We start from the raw sequence: 22,054 nt of genomic DNA, 5'->3' as shown, positions 1-22,054 counted from the left end.
AAAGAGATGCCTAATAAACGCAGGATAATGTTGGTGGTGTCCTATGACGGAACTGCCTATAACGGCTGGGCGCTTCAGACCAGCACCCACAATACAATTGAAGAGATGCTTAACAGGGCTATTCACGGGCTTACCGGAGAAGAAGTTCAGGTCATAGGTGCCAGCAGGACTGATTCCGGAGTCCATGCTTACGGAAACATAGCTGTTTTTGATACGGGATCCACCATTCCAGGAGACAGGTTTTCTTACGCTCTGAATCATATACTTCCTGAGGATATTAGGGTGGTAGAGTCTAAAGAGGTGGCGCTGTGGTTTCATCCAAGGCACTGCGATACGGAAAAGACCTATGAATACAGGGTACTGAATTCCAAAATGGAAGTGCCGGTTAAGCGCCTTTACACCTACCATTTCAATATGGAGTTAGATGTTGAAAGAATGCAGGAGGCAGGAAATTATCTGGTGGGAGAGCACGATTTCACCAGCTTTTGCAACACTGAATCCCAGGCTCTTTCTCATGTCAGGACCATTAAGAATGTGAGAGTCGAAAGGCGTGGAGATGAGGTGGTTATCTCAGTGACCGGAAATGGCTTTTTATATAATATGGTCAGGATCATTGCAGGAACTCTTTTACAGATCGGAAGGGGAAAGGGCGAGCCTTCTGACATAGTGAAGATGCTGGATGCAAAAGACAGGTCGGCAGCAGGACCTACAGCGCCTCCACAGGGTCTTTTCCTGATGGAATACAAGTTCCTTGAGGGGATTCCCGGACCCGGTGAAAAACCTTTGGAAAATGTAAATATCTGTTGACAAAAGTTGGTAAATCGTCATATAATATCTTTCGCGTGACAAAGTTTATTCTATAACTATGCCCGCATGACAATGCAAGTGACATATTGATGTCCCGGTAAGCTTCAGTATGTTCATATACTGTGGAATCAGGTGAAGGGTTCCATGGAAAGTAACAAATTAAGTAATTGCTCTAATCTATGGAGGAAACACAATGAATACTTTTATGCCTAGTGCAACTACAGTAGAGAAGAAGTGGTATGTAGTTGATGCTACTGATATGACACTTGGACGTCTTGCTTCTAACGTAGCAAACGTACTTAGAGGAAAGAACAAGCCAATCTACACACCTAACATCGACACAGGTGATTATGTAATCGTTATCAATGCAGAGAAGATCAAAGTAACTGGCAAGAAGCTTGATCAGAAGATGTATTGGCACCACACAGAGTATGTTGGACATCACAAGGAGTTCACACTTCGCCAGATGCTCCAGGATCACCCTGAGAGAGTTATTGAGCACGCTGTAAAGGGAATGCTTCCTAAGGGATCTCTTGGAAGAGAGATGTATGGCAAGCTTCACGTATACGCTGGTGCTGAGCACCCACACGCAGCTCAGAAGCCTGAAGAGTTAACATTTTAATCGGGTAATCGAAAGGAGAACATACAATGGCAAAGTCAGCTAATTACTACGGAACAGGTAGAAGAAAAAAGTCAATCGCTAGAGTATACCTTGTTTCCGGAAATGGAAATATCACAATCAACAAGAGACCTATCGATGAGTATTTTGGTCTTGAGACTCTTAAGGTTATCGTTCGTCAGCCTCTCGTTGCTACAGAGACATCAGACAAGTTCGACGTAGTTGTAACTGTAAGAGGTGGCGGCACAACAGGTCAGGCTGGTGCAATCAGACACGGCATTTCAAGAGCACTTCTTCAGGCAGACTCAGATGAGTACAGACCTGTACTTAAGAAGGCTGGATACCTTACAAGAGATCCTCGTATGAAGGAGAGAAAGAAATACGGTCTCAAGAAGGCTCGTAGAGCTCCTCAGTTCTCAAAGAGATAATCTTTCGAGATTCAAAAAGAATTTACAAACCTCAGAAACTCAGTGTTTCTGGGGTTTTTCTTTTATCTATAATTGTATTCAGTTGTGGTGAAACGCAGAAAATTTTGTACCGTAAACAGCGAGTAAACAGCAGGTAGACAGCAAAATTATCAAGTCTTAGATTTTATTTATTGCTTCTACCAGAGACTGGATATCAAGGTGTGTGTACACTTTCTCTGTCAGAGACATTGCTCCGGAGTGTCCTACGATTTTCTTGATCATTGTAGGATCCACATGAGCTTCCGCCAGCATTGATATGCAGGTGTGCCTAGTATCATGAGGATTGTGCTCCATACCAAGGTTTTCTATTAGTGGTGTCCAGTAGCTGTCTTTATAGTTCCTGTAGGTGAATTTTTTGTTGTCATCTGTGTGAAGAAGGTATTCACAGTCAGAGGATTCATACCAGGCTTTGTAGAATGGTAGAACCTTATCTGCTATAGGAACCTTTCTGATACCATTTTCAGTCTTACTTAGTATCACATCGAAATACTGTTCTTCAAGATGAACATTTTTCTTTTCCAAATCCAGTAGTTCAGATATTCTACAGCCGTTGTAAATCAGCATCAGTACTGTCTGGTAGAACGGATCATCCTTGAGTTCCCATAACCTGTCAATCTCAGCTTTTGAAAAGATATCTCTCTCAACCTTGTTTGGATTTTTATCCTTATACTTGAGGATATCTACAAATTCGGAATAGTCCTTGTTACAGATATCGTTCTTAAGAGCGTAATCGTAAAGCTGATTGAAAAGGACTTTGATCTTACGAAGTGTAGGATAATTTTTTCCGCAGGTATCAATGACATTCTGAAGCTCTGCCAGCCTTATATCTCTAAAAGTTTTGTTGTAAAGGGTGCCACATACGTTATATGAGGCTGTATACCCATGCACATTGGATTTAGAGATGGTAGGATACTTTGCTTCAGACCAGGCATTATATACGTCTGTGAATGTCATTTTGGCTGCTTTTGTATCAAATGGATTCTGATGATAATCTGATAGCATTTGCAATCCTTCCTGCTTGGTTTCAGCATATCCTATGACATTGTACGTCTGCTTTTTGGTACCTTTTTCCGGATCAATGGTCCATCCGGTGGTTACTCTTACCATATAGGGCTTTCTGCGTTTCCCGGACATTTTCATAACACTTCCATATCCGTTTGGTAATTTCAAGTATTATCGACCTCCTTTGATGCTCAGGTAATTTATGAAAAAGGGGATAGTCCCTTAATCACCTTTCTTATCGGGCAATGCTACATTTGCGTAGTATGCAAGTTCTGTTTCAAACCAGTGATTAAATCTATCTTCATTTGATAGGCCTTGTTCAAGGCTTTCTCGTTCATCTGCGTATCTTTCCAGAAAAAGGCAGAGATCTGCGTTGTTTTCTGCTATCTCATCGTTTCCCATGAATTTAAGGCTACAGCTCCACTCTTCAGTTTTTGGTGGGCGATTTACGTCTATATTGAAGTGAAGACCTGCTTTTTTATTTAATTCGTTTAGAACATAGAGGACATCTGAGAGAGTATCTAAAGTGATGTTCTTCTTCTGATATCCAATTAGTTCTGCTGGGGAGATATTAAGAATATTTGCGATCTCATTCAGTATACCTATTGAAGGTTCTATTTCACCGCTTTCATATTTCTGTACGGTACGCATAGTTTTGCCTAGCCTGTTAGCCAGTTCAGTCTGACTGAGGTGCTGAGCTTTGCGGGCCTGCTTAATTCTATTTCCAATATCAGATCTATTATTCATCATACTGACCTCCTTGTGTGAATTGTAACATGTAGTAATACGAATTGCAAGAACGTAATACGAATTACAAATACATATTTTGTGTTGACAAATGAATTACTAAGACGTATTATCAAAATACGAACTGATAATTCGTATCTTGAAAGAAGGGAGGTGAAAAGTATGGAAGACAAAAAGTTATATGTAGAACTACCAAGATTTACCGGTAGAAATGTTCCTATAACTGAGGTTGCCGAGGCAATGCACAAGGATGCACAGTTCGTAAGAATTGGAATCCAGCAGGGGATATTCAAATTTGGATATGCCATGAAGAAAGAGAATTCCAGTGAATACAACTACTATTGTCCAGACAGAAAGGTATGGGAAGAGATTGGATACTTTAGTCCAGAAGCAGTCTAAAATGAAAAAACTCTCTTGCTGGTAACAAGAGAGTGAATGAAAAGCCGGAGCTTTTGTAAATTCGATTAAATAAAGTATAGCAAGGGTTCCGGCCAAGTTCAACAAAAAAGTAAGATTGGAGGAATCAAAATGGAAACAAGCAAACCAGAATTAAAGCTTATCCAGATGTCAGATGTAGAAGCTGAAGAAGTTTCCTGGCTATGGTATCCGTTTATACCATATGGAAAGCTTACCATCATTCAGGGAGATCCCGGAGATGGAAAAACAACTTTTGTACTAAATGCAGCAGCGAAGTTATCAAAAGGAATTTCGTTAGATACAGGTCTGCAGAGTGAGGAACCAATAAACATCATATATCAGACAGCAGAAGACGGACTGGCTGATACAGTAAAGCCAAGACTTGAAGGTGCCGTGGCTGACTGCTCCAAAATCCATGTGATAGATGAGAGTGATAAATCGCTATCAATGGTAGATGAGAGAGTTGAACAGGCAATCATAAGGACTGGAGCAAAACTCTTGATTCTGGATCCACTACAGGCATATCTCGGAGGCGGAATGGATATGAATAGAGCTAACGAAGCAAGAGATATGACTAAGAAGCTGGGAGCTCTGGCGGAGAAGTACAAATGTGCAATCATCCTAATCGGACACATGAACAAGGCTTCCGGAAACAAGGCAGCCTATAGAGGGATGGGATCAATTGACTTCTACGCAGTAGCAAGAAGTGTCCTGCTGGTAGGAAGGATAGAAGGAGAACCGGAACTAAGGGCAATAGTCCAAATAAAGAACAACTTAGCAGCATTTGGACATTCAAAGGCCTTCAGATTATCAGAAAAGGGATTCGAGTGGATTGGAGATTATGAAATAACCGCAGACGAAGTTCTCGGAGGAATTGCACCGAAAGCGAATAAGCAGGAAAAGGCGATAGCTCTTCTGAGAGAATTGGCTGAAGACCATAATATGATCCCAAGTAACGAGGCAGTAGAACTGGCTAAAGAAGAGGATATATCAAAAAGAACTCTGGAGATAGCCAAAAATGAACTTGGGATAAAAGCCAGGAGAATCAACAATACCTGGTACTGGATATTGAAAGAGAACGAATGATAATCAAGACCGCAACAATGTAAGGTATCTGAAGTTACACTCTTAAGATTGCAAGGTTGTAAAAAGATAAAGACACTGCATTGTTGCGGACTAGAAGAAAGGGACGAATGAAAAACGTACAGATATCACAGGAATTATTTATAAGGCTGGTACGATTACTGGTCTTTGAGTTTGATGAAGATACTGATCTGATCAAAAAAGAACTTGAAGACAAGATGGAAAAACTAGTGAGGCATGAAATCTATTCAAAGTTCAAGACAGCACCCACAGAAGAGGAGAAGAAAAAAGCTCGTCAGGACTACCTCGATATGGTGGGAATGCACAGGGATTTTAGATGGTGATTTCCCTTGATGGATTGAACGGGAGCGTGACACGCTCCGGTAATAATCAGCCAAGGAATGAATGGCTTGGCAGGCGAGCGGAGCGAGCTTCCCCATAACGTGTCGTTATGGGTAACCCCCTATGGATAATGACATTACACATCATTATCCGGGGGCTCTCCGAGGGGCCTGCCGGCGGCAAAAAAATATTACGAAAGGAGTTTGTTTATGATAACAGTGACATTTCACATTTCATGTAAGAAGCATTCGCTCACTAAAACGCGAGATGTGGTTTCGGTGAGCAAACACAATCTTCGATTATTTCAAAGCGAAGAGTATAATGAAGAAATGATCGAAGTGGAAGTCGGGAGTGAAGTAAATGTTCTCGATGATGTAAAAGAGATTTATGAAAGGGAATTCTCTGAGGCACTTGCGGAATACAACAAAGGTAAAAGAAGTGACAGACAGATTCCTGACTATCTGGAGTATGTATCCGAAAGTAAAAAGAATGATGTGGCTACGGAGGTAATTCTCCAAGTAGGGGATAAGGAATTCTGGGCAGATAAGACGAGAGAGCAGTGGAATGCAATGAAGCCACTCTTGAGAGATCAGCTTGAATATGTAAAAGAGATAGTTCCGGAATTCAAGATCGCATCGGCGGTAACACACTTGGATGAGGATTCACCTCATATGCACGTAGTAGGAGTTCCGGTAGCAACAGGATACAAACGAGGACTAAGCAAACAGGTGGCAAAAACAAAAGTGTTTGATCAGGAGAGACTAGAAAAAATACAAGATCTAATGCACGATTTTGTAGAGCATCAGATGATAGACCACCCGGAGATCTTTGGAGATGAAACCTTAAAGCCAAAGGAAAAAGGAAGGAATAGCGACTTCTCAAAAGAATTCTACTTAAGGCTAAAGCAGCAAGAATATGAAAAGCTGGAAGATAAGTGCCAGGAGAAGGAGACACAGATTGAAGCTCTGGACGGAACGGCTAAAGAAATGAAGGAGGACATTGAAAGCACAGTTAACCAATATGTGGACTCAGTGGTAAATACAGAAATGAAAAAGGAATTCATGAGATACGCAACACTCGAAAATCCTAAGACCACACTGGGAAAACTAGTCTCAAAAGCCTTCAGAACATTCAAGGAATGGTGGGATAAGACCAAGAAGCCTGAGGTAGCTGAAAAGGCTAAAACAAGCATTTTGCAAAAGCTAAGAGAAAGCCAGACGATAGTTGATCAGAGGAAGGAGCAGCAAAGTCCAAATCTTAATAGGAATAATCTAAGACCTGAGAGATGAATAACTGATAGTGCAATAGGCAGGGGCGTGAAAACGCCCTTGTTTTATGCACATAATATTGAACAGGATGGTAGATATAGGTATAATTATAAACAGTTGCTACAAAGAAAAAATTTAAGTATTTCTGAATAGATTAACTTTCAGTTTTCCGCTCAAAGTCCCTAGAAAGTGGAGCGTTATATTGGAAGATAAATTGCCACGGAGGAGACAGAGTTTTAAAAGCTCTGTCTCCTTTTTGAAATAATACATTGACGAATATCTATGTATATGCTTTATCAACACATAGATAAACATCTATATAAGGAGATTATGACCAAATTAGACGAAGTGCTGATATGTAAGGCTCTTGGAGATCCCAACAGAATGGAAATAGTTAAGATGCTTTCTGATCAGGAGAAATGCGGATGTAAGCTTCTTGAAAAGTTTGATATTACACAGCCGACTCTCTCTCATCACATGAAGATACTTGTGGATTCGGGCTTGGTTAAAGACAGGAAAGAAGGTAAGTGGCACTACTATTCAATAAACACGGACATCATGAAGGAATTCTGTGGTTTTATAAAAACTCTCTGTAATGAAACCACCGGCAAGTGCTGTAAGGGAGAACCGTAATGTGGAACTTTATTCAGACTCAGGTCTTTACCATATTCCCATTACATGCTGCATCAAAAGGCAGACAACTGTTATTCCGATCCAGCAACAGCCGCCAAGCAAAATCGGCTTCCCACCTGATTTAATTAGTTTGATTATGTTACTGTTCAAGCCAATAGCAGCCATGGCCATTATTATAAAGAACTTGCTAAGTTCCTTAAGTGGCTTAAAAACATAAGAAGGGACACCTGCTCTCAAGCAAATAGTTGTGATAATTGAAGCAATCACAAAGAAGACTATGAACATCGGAAATGCTCTTCTAAAGCTAAAGCCATTTGTCGAACTTCCATCCTTTTTTGCTTCCCTTGCCCTCAGATACGCAAGTACCAGTGTAATAGGTATGATAGCCAGTGTTCTTGTAAGCTTGACCGTAACTGCCTTATCAAGAGTCTGACTCCCCAGGTTCCACATACTATCCCAGGTTGATGCAGCTGCGGTGACAGAAGATGTATCATTAACAGCAGTTCCCGCAAATATACCAAATGCTTCTCCAGTTGAGATATCAAAACCTATAAGTTTTCCCAGGGACGGAAAAAGAAGTGCAGCCAACACGTTAAAGAAAAATATCACGGAAATTGCCTGTGCCACTTCATCATCATCTGCATCAATGACAGGAGCCGTAGCTGCTATCGCTGAGCCGCCGCATATTGACGAGCCAACTCCGATAAGAGTAGCTGTGTTTCCTTTGATATTCATTACCTTATGAAGAATCCATGATAGGATAAGCGATGTTGAAATCGTGCAGATAATTATAGGAAGTGACTGTTTTCCGGTCTGAAGAACGACCGAAAGATTCATACCAAATCCAAGGAGGACAACAGCCGCCTGCAGGATCATCTTTGATGTAAACTTTATTCCATCCGATGCCTTTCCCTTATCATTCCAGAACAGGGCTATTATCATACCCAGAATGATCGCAATCACCGCTCCGCCAACGACAGGGAATCGCTTTCCCAGGAGCCATGAAGGAACCGCAATAACAAAGCATACAAATATTCCCATATAATTCTTTTTCAAAAAATCCATCTCAAGACCTCTCTCACTTTCTAATCTGTTATTTTGCAGGTCTTATTCTATTCTATCTCTTGAAAAAGATAAAATTATATATTATTATGTAACCATAAATATTTCTTATCGTTATGGAGAACTGATCATGCTGGATTTCAGGATAGATACCTTTCTATGTGTTTGCAGGCACCTCAATTTCACCAAGGCGGCTAAGGAGCTGAATATTACTCAGCCCGCTGTTTCTCAGCACATACATCATCTTGAAAATGAATACGGGACAAAGCTGTTTACTCAGGATGGAAAAAAACTTTTTCTAACTGATAACGGAAAACTCCTGTATAAAAAAATGAATCAGATAAAAAATGATGATGAAAGTCTCAAAGAAATACTTTCAAAGAATAACCATGGCTTAAAAGACATCTCTTTTGGTGTCACCATGACCATAGGAGAATACATAATTGCTGATCCGATCAGTGATTACATAAAAAATCACCCGGATACTAATCTTAAGATTACATTTGGCAACACATCGGAGCTTCTTAAAAAACTCTCCGACGGTGTTATAGATTTTGCACTTGTAGAAGGATATTTCCCTGAAAATGATTATGAAACGCTGCTTTTTAGCAAAGAAGAGTTCGTTCCTGTCTGTTCGGCAAAGCACTCTTTCAATCAGAAGCCACGCGTGATAAAAGATCTCTTTCCAGAGCGAATTCTTATAAGAGAACCCGGTTCAGGAACGCGCAATATATTGGAAAGAGCTCTTGCCCTGAACAATTACTCCACAAGTGATTTTAGGAATTTTACCCAGGTGGAGAACATGCATACCATAATAAGCCTTATTGAAAAAGATTGTGGCATCACCTTTTTATATAAAGCAGCGGTTGCATCAGGACTGCAGTCCGGATATCTGAAAACAATTCCCCTTGACGACTTTAGGGTAAAACATGATTTTACCTTCATCTGGCCCAAAGATACTGTTTTCAGTGAAGAGATCCGTGCAATATGTGAGGAAATCCTACCGGTGGCATAAACATTTTAGTAAAATGAATAACGATAAGCATACCTATTCTTAAAAAAGCATTTAATGAGGAAGAGATGACCGCACTTGCATCATGGGACATATCAGATCTATGGGCGAACTGGCAGGGCGCATGTATCAATAGTGGAAGCATCTGGTTTAGGGATGTGGATACTGAAAAGAAAGAGTTTAAGATCGTTTCATTGTTTGATCTTAGAGAGGCTGGAGGAGAAATAACGGATTAATTAGAGCTGTGGGTACATTGTGAACCTTTGGTTTAAGTCCCGTGTGCTCCGCTAAGAAAGATATATCGGAAGATAATCTTACAACAGATAAAGATTTAATGAGCAGAAAGTAAAATCAGAGTATTATTTTTGATCGTGGTTATTAAAGTTGCCACCAGCCGCATACAGTAGCCCTGAGCTTTCTACCGTACGCAGCAGGTAAACAGCAACTCGTCCTAGAAATGCCACAAACACAGCACTTAGGACATTGAAAAAGTTCTCAAAGAGATAATGCGCGTAGCAATGAGCCATGCGCTTGTAAAAAAGACATTCCAGATGGATGTTTGCATCCAAGCTGGGATGTCTTTTTTTGCAAGCATACGGCGAATGCCGCGACAACGAGGAACAAGCGAAGCGGTTCCGAGTCTGTCGGCATGGCGGAATCGAGGTGCCCGTTGTACTCAGCGCTTCTGGGGTTTTTCTTTTATCTATAATTGTATTCAGCCTCGGTGAAACGCAGAGCGATTGGAATTATGTTGACCTTGTCAACCGTGCTCGGCGCGAGAATGTCGCGAGCGACATTCTATTTTACATTTTATTACATCTGTGTTGATTCTCTGTAAATAAGATCAGTCTCTGTATAGGTTATCCTGTAATTGAGATCAGGCTGCTCAATCCTTGAGATTACAAGGTTGGCAGCTGAATAACCGATTATCTGGCTGTGTATGTGGCTGGTTGAGAGAGAAGGAGACATGATCTTGGACTCGGGGGAATCATCAAAACCGAATATCTTGATATCACGTGGACATTCTATTCCCATTCTCTTGAGGCCGGATATCAGATCGAGAGCTACAAAATCGTTGGCACAAATAAAGAGTTCGGGCATTTCTTGAATCTTTGTAAGAGCTTCGAATAAGTATTCTCTATATTCTAATCCGTGAGGATGAACCTCTGTAAGACAATATTTTTCGTCAATGTTCAGATTATTGATATACATTGCCTCCCTAAAGGCTATGAATCGCTCGTAGAAAGAACGGCAATGTGTGACCTGGCCTACAAATCCTATCTTGGCAATTCCCTTTTTGCTCATGTCATTAACGACTGTATATATATTGGAAAAATTATCCATGAGCAGAACATCTGCGTTTAGTGGTCTCCAGTAGCTTGCAACGGGAGCATCTATCATGAGAACAGGTAATCCTAGGCTGCACAACATTTCACAATAGGAGTGATCAAACATTTCGATGCATACAATAGCCTTGGTGTTATCCGGTCTGTATGAGAGAGGAAGAGTTCTTGACTCTATATTCTGATGATCAACCCGGTGCATTGTCAGGCTATAGCCAAGCAGAGAAATTTCATATTGAAATTTATCCAGCATGGTAGAAGCAAAGTGAGAATTATTAAGGAAACCGCCTGAAAAGAGAGCAATCTCTCCTGAAGCCTTGGGCTGGGAACTGAAAGGATTTGTAATGTCTGAAATGGAATTGGCATAAGAAAACTGCTTGTATCCCATTTCGATAGCCTTCTCTAAAACTTTCTGTCTGGTAGCTTCAGCTAAAACTCCGGTGTTATTTATAGCCTTGGATACGGTATTTCTGGATACTCCAAGAGCATCTGCTATATCCTGTAAGGTGACTTTTGATGGCATAATGTAGTCTCCACTTTCTAAATAAAAGATGAATGTGTCAAAAGATGGGTGTGCCCCAGATAGTAGGTATTTATGACTTTTTGACACCTATATCATTATAAAATGTAAAAATTAAAGTGTCAAATGTAAATATTAATTGTGCAAATGTAAAATAATTATGTTGACAGCTGAAAATATGGGTGCTATATTTTACATATGCAAATGAGAATTATGCAAATGTAAAACTTGGGAGGGGCTACATGAACACAAAGGTAAAAGATAATTCGATGCATAACACCCTGGTATATGTTAAACAGCATTGGCAACTATATGTGTTCTTTCTGGGACCAGCACTGTTACTGACAATAGTGTTCAGGTACATTCCAATGGGAGGTATTCTGATTGCTTTCCAGAAATACAACCCATTTAAAGGAATATTGGGGAGTGAATGGGTAGGACTTAAGTATTTCGAACAGTTCTTATCATCACCCGATTTTATGCAATATCTTGCAAATACACTTAAACTTAGTATTTTTGGTCTGTTATGGGGATTTCCAATGCCGATAATACTGGCGCTTCTACTTAACAGGATTGCCAGTAGCAAGATCAAACAGAAGATACAGCTTGTTTTGTATATGCCTAACTTCATATCTGTCATAGTCCTCTGTGGTATGGTCAGGATTCTTTTATCGGTTACAGGACCACTCAATATGCTTTTGGGAACGAACATCAACTTTTTGACAATCCCTGCAGCATTCAGACCAATCTACATCATAAGTGGTATCTGGCAGGGCGCCGGCTGGGCATCAATCATGTACACAGCAGCTCTTTCAAATGCCAGCAAGGAACTCAAAGAGGCAGCACAGATTGATGGAGCCAATATCTGGCAACAGATCAAGGCAGTAGAGTGGCCGGCTATCAAGGATATGGTAGTTATCCAGTTCATCCTTCAGGCAGGAAACATTATGAGTATCGGCTTTGAAAAGGCCTATGCACTTCAGTCAGATATGAACCTTGCTTCATCTGAGATCATAGCTACTTATGTTTACAAAAAAGGTCTTTTGAATGGTGATTACAGTTATTCAACAGCGGTTGGATTATTTAATACGATCGTAAATGTAATTCTTCTCATAGTGGTTAATAAGGTTGTTGAGAAGCTTAACGACGGTCAGGGACTATAAGGGGGAGCGAAATGCAACAGACAGTCAAACTTAAAAAAAGTGAATTTGCCAGAGCTTCCATTGGAGATAAGACCTTTCTTCTGATTGGTTATATTCTGCTTGCGGCCTTTGTAATGGCTATCATAGGTCCTGTAGTTTACATTATTGTAGCCTCCTTCATGGATCCTATAACACTTCAGAATAAGGGAATTGTATTTGATTTCAGCAAATGGACTCTTACAGCTTATGAGAGAGTAATGACCAATCCTCAGATATGGATTGGCTTTAGAAATGCTATTATTTATTCCGTATTATTTGCGGTTATTTCAGTATTTATAACACTTTTGTGTGCGTATCCAATGTCAAGAGATGATTTTAAAGGCAAGAAGTTTTTTAACGCAATCTTTATTATCACAATGTTCTTTGGCGGCGGACTGATTCCTACATACCTTCTTATCAGTAACATGGGACTTCTTGATACCATGTGGGCTGTAATTCTTCCGGGATCATTTAGCGTATGGAACATGATCATCGCAAGAACTTACTACAAAGGTGTTCCAAGCGAACTTAGAGAAGCTGCTGATGTGGACGGAGCTAATGAATTGGTGTTCTTCTTCAGAATACTTCTTCCTGTGTGCACACCACTTATAGCAGTGCTGATATTGTGGCAGTTTGTAGGAATGTGGAACAGCTACTTTGATGCAATGATCTATCTGAATTCAGCAGATAAGCAGCCTCTTCAGCTGGTGCTTAGGGCTATCCTTATCCAGAATGAACCAGATCCGGGAATGATAGCAGATATGCAGAGTACAGCTCAGAGAGCACAGCTTGCAGAACTTCTTAAATATGCAACCATCATTATTTCAAGCTTACCGCTTATAGTAATGTATCCATTCTTCCAGAAGTATTTTGATTCAGGAATCATGGTTGGTTCAGTTAAAGGCTGAGAGGCTTAAACAATCAGAACTTCCCCTGGCAACAGGAGATAATAAAGAATTTTTATAAGGAGAGGGAAAATGAAAAAGAAGACAACAAAGTTATTTTCAGCAGCACTTGTTCTTGCAATGTCAGCCAGTGTTCTGACAGGTTGCGGAAAAGGCGCTTCAGGCAGTGGGGCAGCATCAGTTTCAGCGGATGATATCAGCTTTCCGCTGGAAAACAAGGTTACTATCACAGGTACAATCAGCTATCCGTCAGGAACTGAGTCAGAACCTAACAACAGAACAATCTTCAAGAGACTTGAGGAAGAGACAAACGTACATGTTGACTGGACAGCTATTTCAAATGATCAGTGGGGCGACAAGATCAAGCTCAACATGGCTAACAAGAACACACTTACAGATTTTGTATTTAATGCAAGCTTTAGTAACTCAGACCTTATCAGATATGCTGATCAGGGAGTTATCCTTCCTGTAGAAGAGTACATTGACAACAATATGCCTAACCTTAAGGCAGTATTTGATAAGTATCCAGAGTACCGCACAATGTGTGAGGACTCCGAGGGACACATCTGGGCACTTCCATGGATTGAGCAGCTTGGTTCTAACAAGACAGCTATCCAGACAGTAGGTAATAACTTCACTTACATCAACAAGAAATGGCTTGATTTCCTCGGACTTCAGACACCTACAACAGTTGATGAATTCGAAGAAGTACTTAAGGCATTCAAGGAGCATGCTTCAGAGCTTCAGGCTGAGTTTGGTATTGAGGGTGACATCATTCCTATGTCATGCATCATGAACGATCAGGATCCAAGCCTTCTTATTAACGGTTTTGGCGAAGGTTACGGTGACAATGATATCGGACAGCACATTGCAGTTACAGATGACAAGAAGGTTATCTGCACAGCAACACAGGAAGGTTTCAAGTCAGGTATGCAGTGGCTTCATAAACTCTATGAAGAGGGACTTATCGATCCTGAGTGCTTCACACAGGACTGGTCAACTTATGTAGCTAAGGGTAAGTCACACAGATATGGTGTTTGCTTTACATGGGACGTTGCTAACATTGATAACCTTGAAGATTTCGTTCCACTTGCAGCTCTTAAGGCTGATGTTAAGAATGTAACTCCTATGAATAGCTCTTTCACATCAGGTTTTGACCGTGGCAGATGCGTTGTAACTTCTAAGTGTGAGAACCCTGCATTCGTATGCGCTTGGCTTGATAAGATGTATGATCCATTCCAGTCACCACAGAACAACTGGGGAACATATGGCGAGGATGATGAGTTTGATATCTTCGAGCTTTCAACAAATGCAAACGGCGACAAGATGCTCAAGCATGCACCTCTTGGCGATGCTTCTCCTGTAGAAGTTCGTGAGGCTGAGTGTGTTGGTGGTCCTCTTGCAATCCTTGATGAGTACTACGGCGTATATGTTACATGCCCTGATGATGCGCAGTATCGTCTTGACTGGATCAAGGAGTACTATACAAACGATATGAACTGCAAGTATGTATATCCTAACGTATTTATGACAGCTGATGATACAGAGGCTCTTACAACTATCCAGACAGATCTTATCAGCTATATCAACTCCAGCAGAAGTAACTTCGTTATGAACGGTCTTACAGATGCTGAGTGGGATGAGTATCTCAAGCAGGTTAATGCATATGGTCTTGATGAGTATCTCTCTATCTACCAGAAGTATCTTGATGAGTTCTATAAGTAATTCATATGACCGGAAAGGCAGGGAGGAGATTTTCTCCTCCCTTTTTTAAATAATGAAAAGATTTGAGCTTACAGATGCTTTGGCAGAAAATGTAATGATTTACGGTAAGTGAGGATAGAAATGAGTAATAAGTTAAACAAGGCACGTGAATATGAAGAGAAAAAGGAAAAGATGATCGCCCCTGAAATGAGGCCTCTTTTTCATCTGACACCAAGATGTGGATGGATGAATGATCCTAACGGTTTTAGCCTTTATAAGGGTGAATACCATCTCTTTTACCAGTATTATCCATATGAGACAGTATGGGGACCTATGCACTGGGGACATGCGGTTAGTAAGGATCTGATCACATGGGAATATTATCCTGCTGCTATAGCTCCTGATATGGAATATGACAAGAACGGTTGCTTTTCAGGTAGTGCCATTGAAATGGAAGATGGCAGACAGCTCCTGGTGTACACAGGCGTTCAAAAAAAGGAAGATGAAGATGGCAACATCAGAGAGATTCAGACCCAGTGTGTAGCTTTTGGAGATGGCAGGGATTATGAGAAGTATGCCAATAATCCTGTAATTGACAGCACTATGCTACCTGAGGGCGCCGGCAAATATGACTTCAGAGACCCTAAGGTATGGCGTGAAAATGGCAAATATTACATAGTAGTTGGCAATAAAACTGAGGATATCGATGGACAGATATTACAGTTTGTAAGTGATGACGGTATTAACTGGTCCTATGATAAGACTGTTATCAAGAACAACCACAGATTCGGTGTAATGTGGGAGTGCCCTGATTACTTTAACCACGATGGCAAACAGGTCCTTCTCACAAGCCCTCAGGATATGCTCCCTGAAGAGCTTGAGTTCCACAACGGAAACGGCACCTTGTGTGTGATAGGAAATCTTGATGAAAACGGAGATTTCTGTGAGGAGAATTGTCAGGCTGTTGACTATGGTATTGATTTTTATGCGCCACAGACAATCAAGACTCCTGATGGACGAAGAGTCATGATCGGCTGGATGCAGAACTGGGATACATGCGGAATCAGGCGCGATGACTTCCCATGGTTTGGCCAGATGAGTATTCCAAGGGAAGTAACTATTAAGGATAACAGACTTATTCAGTGGCCTGCCAGAGAGATAGAGAATTATTACGGCAAAAGAATCAGCAGACAGAATGTACTTATTTCTGATAGTGCTTCACTTTCAAGTATTGAGGGCAGATGCGTAGATATGACAGTAAGAGTCAGATCTACACAGGCAGAACTTTCATATAAAAAATTTGAAATTCGTTTTGCTGATAATGGCAAGGCTTATTCAACGATTGAATATGATCCTGTTGACAATATTGTTAAGATAGACAGAAAGCATTCAGGAAGCAGAAGAGCCGTTGTTCATCAGAGAAGATGTAAGGTTACAGGAAATAAGGGTGAGATTTCATTTAGACTTGTTCTTGACAGATACAGCATGGAGCTCTTCATCAATAATGGACAGCAGGTAATGTCTATGGTAATCCTTACAGATGTCAGAGCTGAAGGTATCAGTTTTAAGGCAGTTGGAGAACTTCTTATGGATGTTACTATGTATGAGCTTGAGAGGAAATAACTTATGAAAAAAGATGTAGTTGCGCTGGGAGAGTTGCTTATTGATTTTACAGGAAGCGGAGACAGCAACCAGGGAAATCCTTTATTTGAGGCTAATCCAGGCGGAGCACCCTGTAATGTGCTGTCAATGCTTCAGAATTTAGGCAACAGCACAGCTTTTATCGGCAAGGTTGGAAACGACTTTTTTGGGAGAATGTTAAAAGAGAGAATTGAAAAGCAGGGTATAGACTCTACCGGACTTGTCTTTGACGAGGAGGTAAATACTACCCTTGCATTTGTAAACAAGCTTCCAAATGGAGACAGAGATTTTTCTTTTTACAGAAAGCCCGGAGCAGACATGATGCTGACAGCAGAGGATGTTGAGAAGAATGCTGATCTTATCAGGAATGCAGATGTATTTCATCTTGGAACACTGTCAATGACAGACGAACCTGCAAAAGAGGCAACTGTCAGAGCTGTTACAATAGCTAAAGAGAGCGGAGCAGTCATATCTTTTGATCCAAATTACAGAGAACCTTTATGGAAGAACGTAGACGATGCAATAGATGCTATGAAATATGGCTTTGAAAACTGTGATATCCTGAAAATTTCAGATAATGAGATTGAGCTTTTTACAGGCCTTAAGGATATAGAGGCAGGAGCAAGGAAAATAAAGAGAGACTTTGGTATTCCAATCGTGTTTGCCACACTTGGACCTGAAGGAAGTATAGCTCTTTACAAAGATATGGTGATCAAAAAAGACGGGTACAGAAATCCTGCTACTATAGAGACTACAGGAGCAGGCGATACCTTCTGTGCCTGTGCCATAGATTACATCCACAGAAACGGACTTGATAATCTGACAAAAGACGGATTATTTGAATGCCTGTCGTTTGCAAACGCTGCGGCATCTATTATAACAACCAGAAAAGGTGCACTTTCTGTAATGCCAACCCAAGAAGAAATAACAGCTTTTCTAACAAACAAGTAATGATAAGAACAAAGAATATGCGAAAAGGGATTAACTTTAAGTTAATCTCTATGTTGCCACCAGCAGCATACAGTAGCCCTGAGCTTTCTACCGTACGCAGCAGGTAAACAGCAACTCGTCCTAAGTGCTGTGTTTGTGGAACGATGTTTTGATCTGTGTAAGGAATTTTTCAGCTATGGGAGTAAAAGAAGGATATTTATTCCAAATCAGATACAACTCGGATGTCTGTTTAGGTGAAAGGGGACGAAAAACAAGCCCGCTCTCTTTGGAGCAGTCGATCAGATGCTCAAAGGTTAGCAGGATCCCAAGCCCTTCCTTTGCAAACATGGAACCGTTATAGGACAGACGGAAAGAGCCCTCAAGATGAAGCTTGTCAAAATTATCCTTTGCCCATTGAGGAATTTCGTTGTTCCAGCTTTGTTCAGAGCAGAATAATGGCCTACCGATAAGATCCTTTACTCTAACGGACTTCTTCTTGGCGAGAGGGTGATCAGCAGGCATGACAGCTCCCCAGACATCGGCTTCCGGAAATTTCAAGTAATCGTATTTTGCAGAGTTTGGCTTTTCACATAATACCGCAAAATCAAGCAGGCCTTTATCAAGTTTTTCCGTCACCTGCTCGGTATCTCCACTGGTGATATGGTAGGTAAAACCGGGATATCGGTTCTTTAACTTGTGGATTTCTTTTGCAAGATGCCGTATCTGAAAGCTTTCTGCCAGTCCAAAATAGATATCCCCGCCGGTGATATCGTCAAGGGTGATGAATTCCTGTTCTATACGGTCGGCCATGGCGATGAGATCTTCCGCACGGTCGCGAAGAAGCATCCCCTCATCAGTCAGGGATATGCTAAAGCTGTGGCGTGTGAACAACTTCTTTCCCAATTCATCTTCAAGTGATTTTAATGTTTTTGAAAGCGTAGGCTGTGTGACATGAAGCATGTCCGCAGCCTTTGTCATATTCTCTTCCCTTGCGACGGCAAGGAAGTATCGCAGGCTTTTGATCTCCATAGAATCCTCCAGTTCGCAGTGCACTCAAAAATGCTTCGCATTTTTTCGTTCTTCGGCATTCGCCGAATATATGGATTTATAATTTAGTGCTTATGCGAGCAAACTCCCAACGCACTAATTATAAATTCATATGCACTGCTCATTGCTACATGACATTCCATTTTGGAATATCATGATATTCATTTTATTCATTAGCGAAGAATCCGTCAAGTAAATATAATGAGGATACGAGGTAGGACAGATGGAAGAAAAAGCTTTGATAGAAAATCTTACAGACAGTGGATGCTCTTCGGAAGGAACAAGGAGAGCAAAAGCACTTTATGAAGCCGGAGATATGGACGGACTTGTAAAGCATCTTCGAAAATGTCGATGTGATCTGGTGGAGGAGATGCACGACAGCCAGAGGAAGGTTGATCGGATAGACTATCTGATCAGGCAGGCGCAAAAAGAAGCGGATAAACATTAATTAAGAGATTGGAGGATGCAATCATGATCAAAAAGGAAGAACTGAAGCTGGTAACTGAATGGGACAAAACATTCCCTAAGAGCGATAAGGCAGATCACAGTAAAGTGACTTTTGTGAATCGCTACGGCATCACACTTGCAGCAGATATGTATGTGCCAAAAGATAAAGAGGGCAGGCTTCCCGCAATCGCAGTATGCGGTCCATTTGGTGCGGTTAAGGAGCAGTGCAGTGGATTGTATGCGCAGACCATGGCAGAGAGAGGATTTTTGACAATAGCATTTGATCCCTCTTTTACTGGAGAAAGTGGCGGGAACGTAAGATATATGGCTTCCCCGGATATCAATACCGAAGATTTCATGGCGGCGGTTGACTTTCTTTCCCTGAATGACAGAGTTGATCCTGACAGGATAGGAATCATAGGTATCTGCGGCTGGGGCGGAATGGCGATCAACACGGCGGCACTTGATACGAGAATAAAGGCAACCGTGGCATCCACCATGTATGATATGACCAGGGTGAACGCAAAAGGTTACTTTGACAGTGAGGACAGTGAAGAGGCACGTTATGAGAAGAAGAAAGCTATGTGTGCTCAGAGACTGGAGGATCTGAAAACGGGTGATTATAAGCTTGGCGGTGGAGTAGTAGATCCAGTGCCTTCGGATGCACCTTTCTTTGTAAAAGACTATTATGACTACTACAAGACTGACAGAGGTTATCACAAGAGAAGTCTTAATTCCAACGGTGGATGGAATGTTATTGGATGTGAGTCTTTCATAAACCAGCCCATCCTGAAATATTCAAACGAGATCAGAAGTGCCGTTCTTCTGATTCACGGTGAGAAGGCTCATTCCTGTTACTTCTCGAAAGACGCTTTTGAGGCAATGACAAAGGAAAGCAAATATGCTGAAAATAAAGAGCTTATGATCATTCCCGATGCCGTACATACCGATCTATATGATGGCGGAGATAAGGATTTTATTCCTTATGACAAGCTGGAGAGCTTCTTTAAGGAGAATTTAAAGTAATGATAACGGTTGAAGAAATATTAGAATATCTTAATTCGGACAGAATAGAGGATATGACAGAGGAGATGCATGAGTGTTCCATGAGGCAGAGCCAGGCGGCCATAAAGCAGACCATGGAGTTAAATACCAGGTACCATACACCGGAAGAAATTGTCCGGATTATGTCAGAGCTGACAGGTGGGGAAGTGGATGAGAGCTTCAGACTGTTTCCACCTTTTTATACCGATTTTGGAAGAAATATCCACATTGGAAAAAATGTATTCATCAATTCCGGCTGTAACTTCCAGGATCAGGGCGGCATATACATTGGTGATAACACCCTGATTGGGCACAGGGTCGTCCTTGCTACTCTGGATCATGATTTGAATCCTTATGACAGGCACCTTCTGTGTGCTTCTATACATATAGGAAACAGAGTTTGGATTGGAGCAGGAGCTATAATTACAAGAGGTGTGACAATTGGTGATGGTGCTGTAATTGCAGCCGGAGCTGTTGTGACAAAGGATGTTGAGGAAAACACTATTGTAGGAGGCGTTCCTGCAAAATTTATCAAGAAGATAGAGAATGTTAAACCGATAGAGAAGAAATAAAGGATGGGATGATATGAGTAAAGTGTTAGTAATTTCTACAAGCCTTCGTGCAAAGAGTAATTCCGACATACTTACGGAAAAGCTTATAGAGGGAGCAAAAGCTTCAGGTCATGATGTGGAACATATAAGTCTTAAAGGGAAGAGCATAGGCTTTTGTATAGGATGTCTGGCCTGCCAGAATACTCAGAAATGTGTCATTAAGGATGATGCTGTTGAAATTGCAGAAAAAGTAAAGAATGCAGATACCCTGGTTTTTGCAACACCAATCTATTACTACGAGATGAGCGGACAGATGAAGACTCTTTTGGACAGACTTAATCCTCTATATCCTTCAGATTATAAATTTAGAAATGTATATATGCTCTCAGTCGCAGCTGAGGATGAAGAGTTTGTGCCTAAAAAAGCTGAAAGCGGACTTCAGGGATGGGTTGACTGTTTTGAAAAGGCAGAATTCTCCGGTTCCTTATTCTGTGGAGGAATAGCTGATATGGGTGAAGCTTCAAGTAAAGCCGAGGAATTAAGTGAAGCTTATGATTTTGGAAAGGCTTTAAAATAAAGAGAATTTTCTATGAAAAAGAGATTGATTAAGATGGCACTCGGTGTGCTCATGATGGTTTGTGTTAGTGCCTGTTCAGGTAATGCGGAAACAGTTGATGAAAATCATGATTCGAGTGCAATCATTTCTGAATCTGAAGACATTGAAGCAGAGAGTACAGAAGAAACTACTTTATCAGAAGACTCAGAAACATACCGCACAGAAGAAGTTGATAATCAGGCTGCTGAGAATAATACTTCTTTTGATGAAACAGACATTGGAGAAACCACTATGATAATGAAAATTGGTGATATTGAAGTAAATGTAGACTGGGAAAATAATCAGGCTGTAGAGGCACTGAGGAATATGGCTGAAGACGGTGATGTTACAATTCAGATGTCAATGTATGGCGGTTTTGAACAGGTGGGCTCAATTGGACAGAGTCTGCCGAGAGATGATAAGCAGACAACAACGAGTTCAGGTGACGTTGTACTATACTCCGGAAATCAGATGGTAGTGTTCTATGGTTCTAATAGCTGGTCATATACAAGACTTGGACATATATCTGATAAGAATAAGGAAGATATGACTGATCTTCTTTCCAATGGAGATGTTACTATAACCATTAGCACTGAATAAAACGGGCTTTTTTGAAAATTTCCGTAAAATGTCCGCATAATGCAGTTTTTCCAAATAATATCAGTTTTATGGACGATGACAAATTCT

At 41.0% G+C, this 22,054-nt stretch carries 25 protein-coding genes; 20 read left to right on the top strand and 5 right to left on the bottom strand.

Features of this window, described 5'->3' with window-relative positions; genetic code table 11:
- Positions 1 to 6: 6 nt before the first annotated feature.
- The 3 genes from truA (at position 7) to rpsI (ending at position 1,854) form a co-directional block, all read left to right on the top strand.
- Positions 7 to 807, top strand: coding sequence for a tRNA pseudouridine(38-40) synthase TruA (gene truA, locus BO18_RS04110; RefSeq protein ID WP_051688740.1), 801 nt, complete (start codon positions 7 to 9; stop codon positions 805 to 807).
- A 193-nt stretch (positions 808 to 1,000) separates the two neighbouring features.
- Complete coding sequence (rplM, locus tag BO18_RS04105) at positions 1,001 to 1,429, top strand: 50S ribosomal protein L13 (RefSeq protein WP_034443820.1); 429 nt, start codon at positions 1,001 to 1,003, stop codon at positions 1,427 to 1,429.
- A gap of 26 nt (positions 1,430 to 1,455) precedes the next feature.
- Entirely contained in the window at positions 1,456 to 1,854 is a 399-nt protein-coding gene (gene rpsI, locus BO18_RS04100; protein WP_034443819.1) for a 30S ribosomal protein S9, read from the top strand.
- Positions 1,855 to 2,010: 156 nt separating this feature from the next.
- Here rpsI and BO18_RS04095 read toward each other — a convergent pair whose 3' ends face one another.
- Both BO18_RS04095 and BO18_RS04090 read right to left on the bottom strand, forming a co-directional pair.
- The gene (locus BO18_RS04095) at positions 2,011 to 3,063 is read right to left on the bottom strand and encodes a tyrosine-type recombinase/integrase (RefSeq protein ID WP_024865247.1); all 1,053 of its coding nucleotides are present in this window, start codon (positions 3,061 to 3,063) and stop codon (positions 2,011 to 2,013) included.
- A 54-nt stretch (positions 3,064 to 3,117) separates the two neighbouring features.
- Positions 3,118 to 3,645, bottom strand: coding sequence for a helix-turn-helix domain-containing protein (locus BO18_RS04090; RefSeq protein ID WP_049973101.1), 528 nt, complete (start codon positions 3,643 to 3,645; stop codon positions 3,118 to 3,120).
- A gap of 159 nt (positions 3,646 to 3,804) precedes the next feature.
- On the opposite strand from BO18_RS04090, the gene BO18_RS04085 reads away from it, so the two are divergent.
- The 5 genes from BO18_RS04085 (at position 3,805) to BO18_RS04065 (ending at position 7,385) form a co-directional block, all read left to right on the top strand.
- Entirely contained in the window at positions 3,805 to 4,041 is a 237-nt protein-coding gene (locus BO18_RS04085) for a hypothetical protein (protein WP_013280038.1), read from the top strand.
- A 129-nt stretch (positions 4,042 to 4,170) separates the two neighbouring features.
- Positions 4,171 to 5,145 carry an AAA family ATPase gene (locus tag BO18_RS04080; protein WP_034443814.1) on the top strand — a complete coding sequence of 325 codons (975 nt, stop codon included), beginning with the start codon at positions 4,171 to 4,173 and terminating at the stop codon, positions 5,143 to 5,145.
- A 107-nt stretch (positions 5,146 to 5,252) separates the two neighbouring features.
- Positions 5,253 to 5,486 (top strand): hypothetical protein, encoded by a 234-nt coding sequence (locus BO18_RS04075; protein ID WP_026521217.1) that lies wholly within the window; start codon positions 5,253 to 5,255, stop codon positions 5,484 to 5,486.
- A gap of 207 nt (positions 5,487 to 5,693) precedes the next feature.
- On the top strand, positions 5,694 to 6,773 hold the full coding sequence (locus tag BO18_RS04070) for a plasmid recombination protein (RefSeq protein WP_026521216.1): 1,080 nt from the start codon (positions 5,694 to 5,696) through the stop codon (positions 6,771 to 6,773).
- A gap of 309 nt (positions 6,774 to 7,082) precedes the next feature.
- Complete coding sequence (locus BO18_RS04065; protein ID WP_026515576.1) at positions 7,083 to 7,385, top strand: ArsR/SmtB family transcription factor; 303 nt, start codon at positions 7,083 to 7,085, stop codon at positions 7,383 to 7,385.
- Between the two features lie 27 nt (positions 7,386 to 7,412).
- Here the strand turns inward: BO18_RS04065 and BO18_RS04060 are convergent, their stop codons facing one another.
- Positions 7,413 to 8,450, bottom strand: coding sequence for a YeiH family protein (locus BO18_RS04060; RefSeq protein WP_026521215.1), 1,038 nt, complete (start codon positions 8,448 to 8,450; stop codon positions 7,413 to 7,415).
- A 127-nt stretch (positions 8,451 to 8,577) separates the two neighbouring features.
- Here BO18_RS04060 and BO18_RS04055 point away from each other — a divergent pair, with 127 nt between their 5' ends.
- The gene (locus tag BO18_RS04055) at positions 8,578 to 9,462 is read left to right on the top strand and encodes a LysR family transcriptional regulator (RefSeq protein ID WP_026521214.1); all 885 of its coding nucleotides are present in this window, start codon (positions 8,578 to 8,580) and stop codon (positions 9,460 to 9,462) included.
- 65 nt (positions 9,463 to 9,527) lie between these two features.
- Positions 9,528 to 9,695 carry a hypothetical protein gene (locus BO18_RS34720; RefSeq protein WP_015550812.1) on the top strand — a complete coding sequence of 56 codons (168 nt, stop codon included), beginning with the start codon at positions 9,528 to 9,530 and terminating at the stop codon, positions 9,693 to 9,695.
- 577 nt (positions 9,696 to 10,272) lie between these two features.
- On the opposite strand, the gene BO18_RS04050 is transcribed toward BO18_RS34720, so the two are convergent.
- Positions 10,273 to 11,325, bottom strand: a complete 1,053-nt coding sequence (locus BO18_RS04050) for a LacI family DNA-binding transcriptional regulator (RefSeq protein ID WP_034443808.1) — start codon at positions 11,323 to 11,325, stop codon at positions 10,273 to 10,275.
- Between the two features lie 239 nt (positions 11,326 to 11,564).
- Between BO18_RS04050 and BO18_RS04045 the strand changes: the two genes are divergently transcribed.
- The 5 genes from BO18_RS04045 (at position 11,565) to BO18_RS04025 (ending at position 17,704) form a co-directional block, all read left to right on the top strand.
- A complete protein-coding gene (locus BO18_RS04045; RefSeq protein WP_034443806.1) occupies positions 11,565 to 12,485 on the top strand; it encodes an ABC transporter permease in 921 nt (306 codons plus the stop codon).
- 11 nt (positions 12,486 to 12,496) lie between these two features.
- Positions 12,497 to 13,411 carry a carbohydrate ABC transporter permease gene (locus BO18_RS04040; RefSeq protein WP_034443805.1) on the top strand — a complete coding sequence of 305 codons (915 nt, stop codon included), beginning with the start codon at positions 12,497 to 12,499 and terminating at the stop codon, positions 13,409 to 13,411.
- A gap of 69 nt (positions 13,412 to 13,480) precedes the next feature.
- A complete protein-coding gene (locus BO18_RS04035) occupies positions 13,481 to 15,133 on the top strand; it encodes an ABC transporter substrate-binding protein (protein ID WP_034443802.1) in 1,653 nt (550 codons plus the stop codon).
- Positions 15,134 to 15,253: 120 nt separating this feature from the next.
- On the top strand, positions 15,254 to 16,735 hold the full coding sequence (locus BO18_RS04030) for a glycoside hydrolase family 32 protein (RefSeq protein ID WP_034443799.1): 1,482 nt from the start codon (positions 15,254 to 15,256) through the stop codon (positions 16,733 to 16,735).
- A gap of 3 nt (positions 16,736 to 16,738) precedes the next feature.
- Positions 16,739 to 17,704, top strand: coding sequence for a carbohydrate kinase family protein (locus BO18_RS04025; protein ID WP_029324310.1), 966 nt, complete (start codon positions 16,739 to 16,741; stop codon positions 17,702 to 17,704).
- Positions 17,705 to 17,824: 120 nt separating this feature from the next.
- Here the strand turns inward: BO18_RS04025 and BO18_RS04020 are convergent, their stop codons facing one another.
- A complete protein-coding gene (locus BO18_RS04020; RefSeq protein ID WP_034443795.1) occupies positions 17,825 to 18,712 on the bottom strand; it encodes a LysR family transcriptional regulator in 888 nt (295 codons plus the stop codon).
- A gap of 241 nt (positions 18,713 to 18,953) precedes the next feature.
- Between BO18_RS04020 and BO18_RS04015 the strand changes: the two genes are divergently transcribed.
- Genes BO18_RS04015 through BO18_RS35485 form a run of 5 tightly spaced genes read left to right on the top strand, consistent with a single transcriptional unit; the run spans position 18,954 to position 21,967 of the window.
- Positions 18,954 to 19,178, top strand: a complete 225-nt coding sequence (locus BO18_RS04015; RefSeq protein ID WP_034443794.1) for a hypothetical protein — start codon at positions 18,954 to 18,956, stop codon at positions 19,176 to 19,178.
- Positions 19,179 to 19,201: 23 nt separating this feature from the next.
- The gene (locus BO18_RS04010) at positions 19,202 to 20,203 is read left to right on the top strand and encodes an alpha/beta hydrolase (RefSeq protein WP_034443791.1); all 1,002 of its coding nucleotides are present in this window, start codon (positions 19,202 to 19,204) and stop codon (positions 20,201 to 20,203) included.
- Between the two features lie 2 nt (positions 20,204 to 20,205).
- Positions 20,206 to 20,793 carry a sugar O-acetyltransferase gene (locus tag BO18_RS36430; RefSeq protein WP_442856564.1) on the top strand — a complete coding sequence of 196 codons (588 nt, stop codon included), beginning with the start codon at positions 20,206 to 20,208 and terminating at the stop codon, positions 20,791 to 20,793.
- 13 nt (positions 20,794 to 20,806) lie between these two features.
- Positions 20,807 to 21,349, top strand: coding sequence for a flavodoxin family protein (locus BO18_RS04000; protein ID WP_034443787.1), 543 nt, complete (start codon positions 20,807 to 20,809; stop codon positions 21,347 to 21,349).
- A gap of 12 nt (positions 21,350 to 21,361) precedes the next feature.
- Positions 21,362 to 21,967: a cyclophilin-like fold protein gene (locus BO18_RS35485; protein WP_051688491.1), complete on the top strand. Its 606-nt coding sequence runs from the start codon at positions 21,362 to 21,364 to the stop codon at positions 21,965 to 21,967.
- Positions 21,968 to 22,054 lie beyond the last annotated feature (87 nt).

The organism is Butyrivibrio sp. AE2032, assembly GCF_000702965.1.
This window is presented reverse-complemented; position numbering and strand designations above follow the sequence as displayed.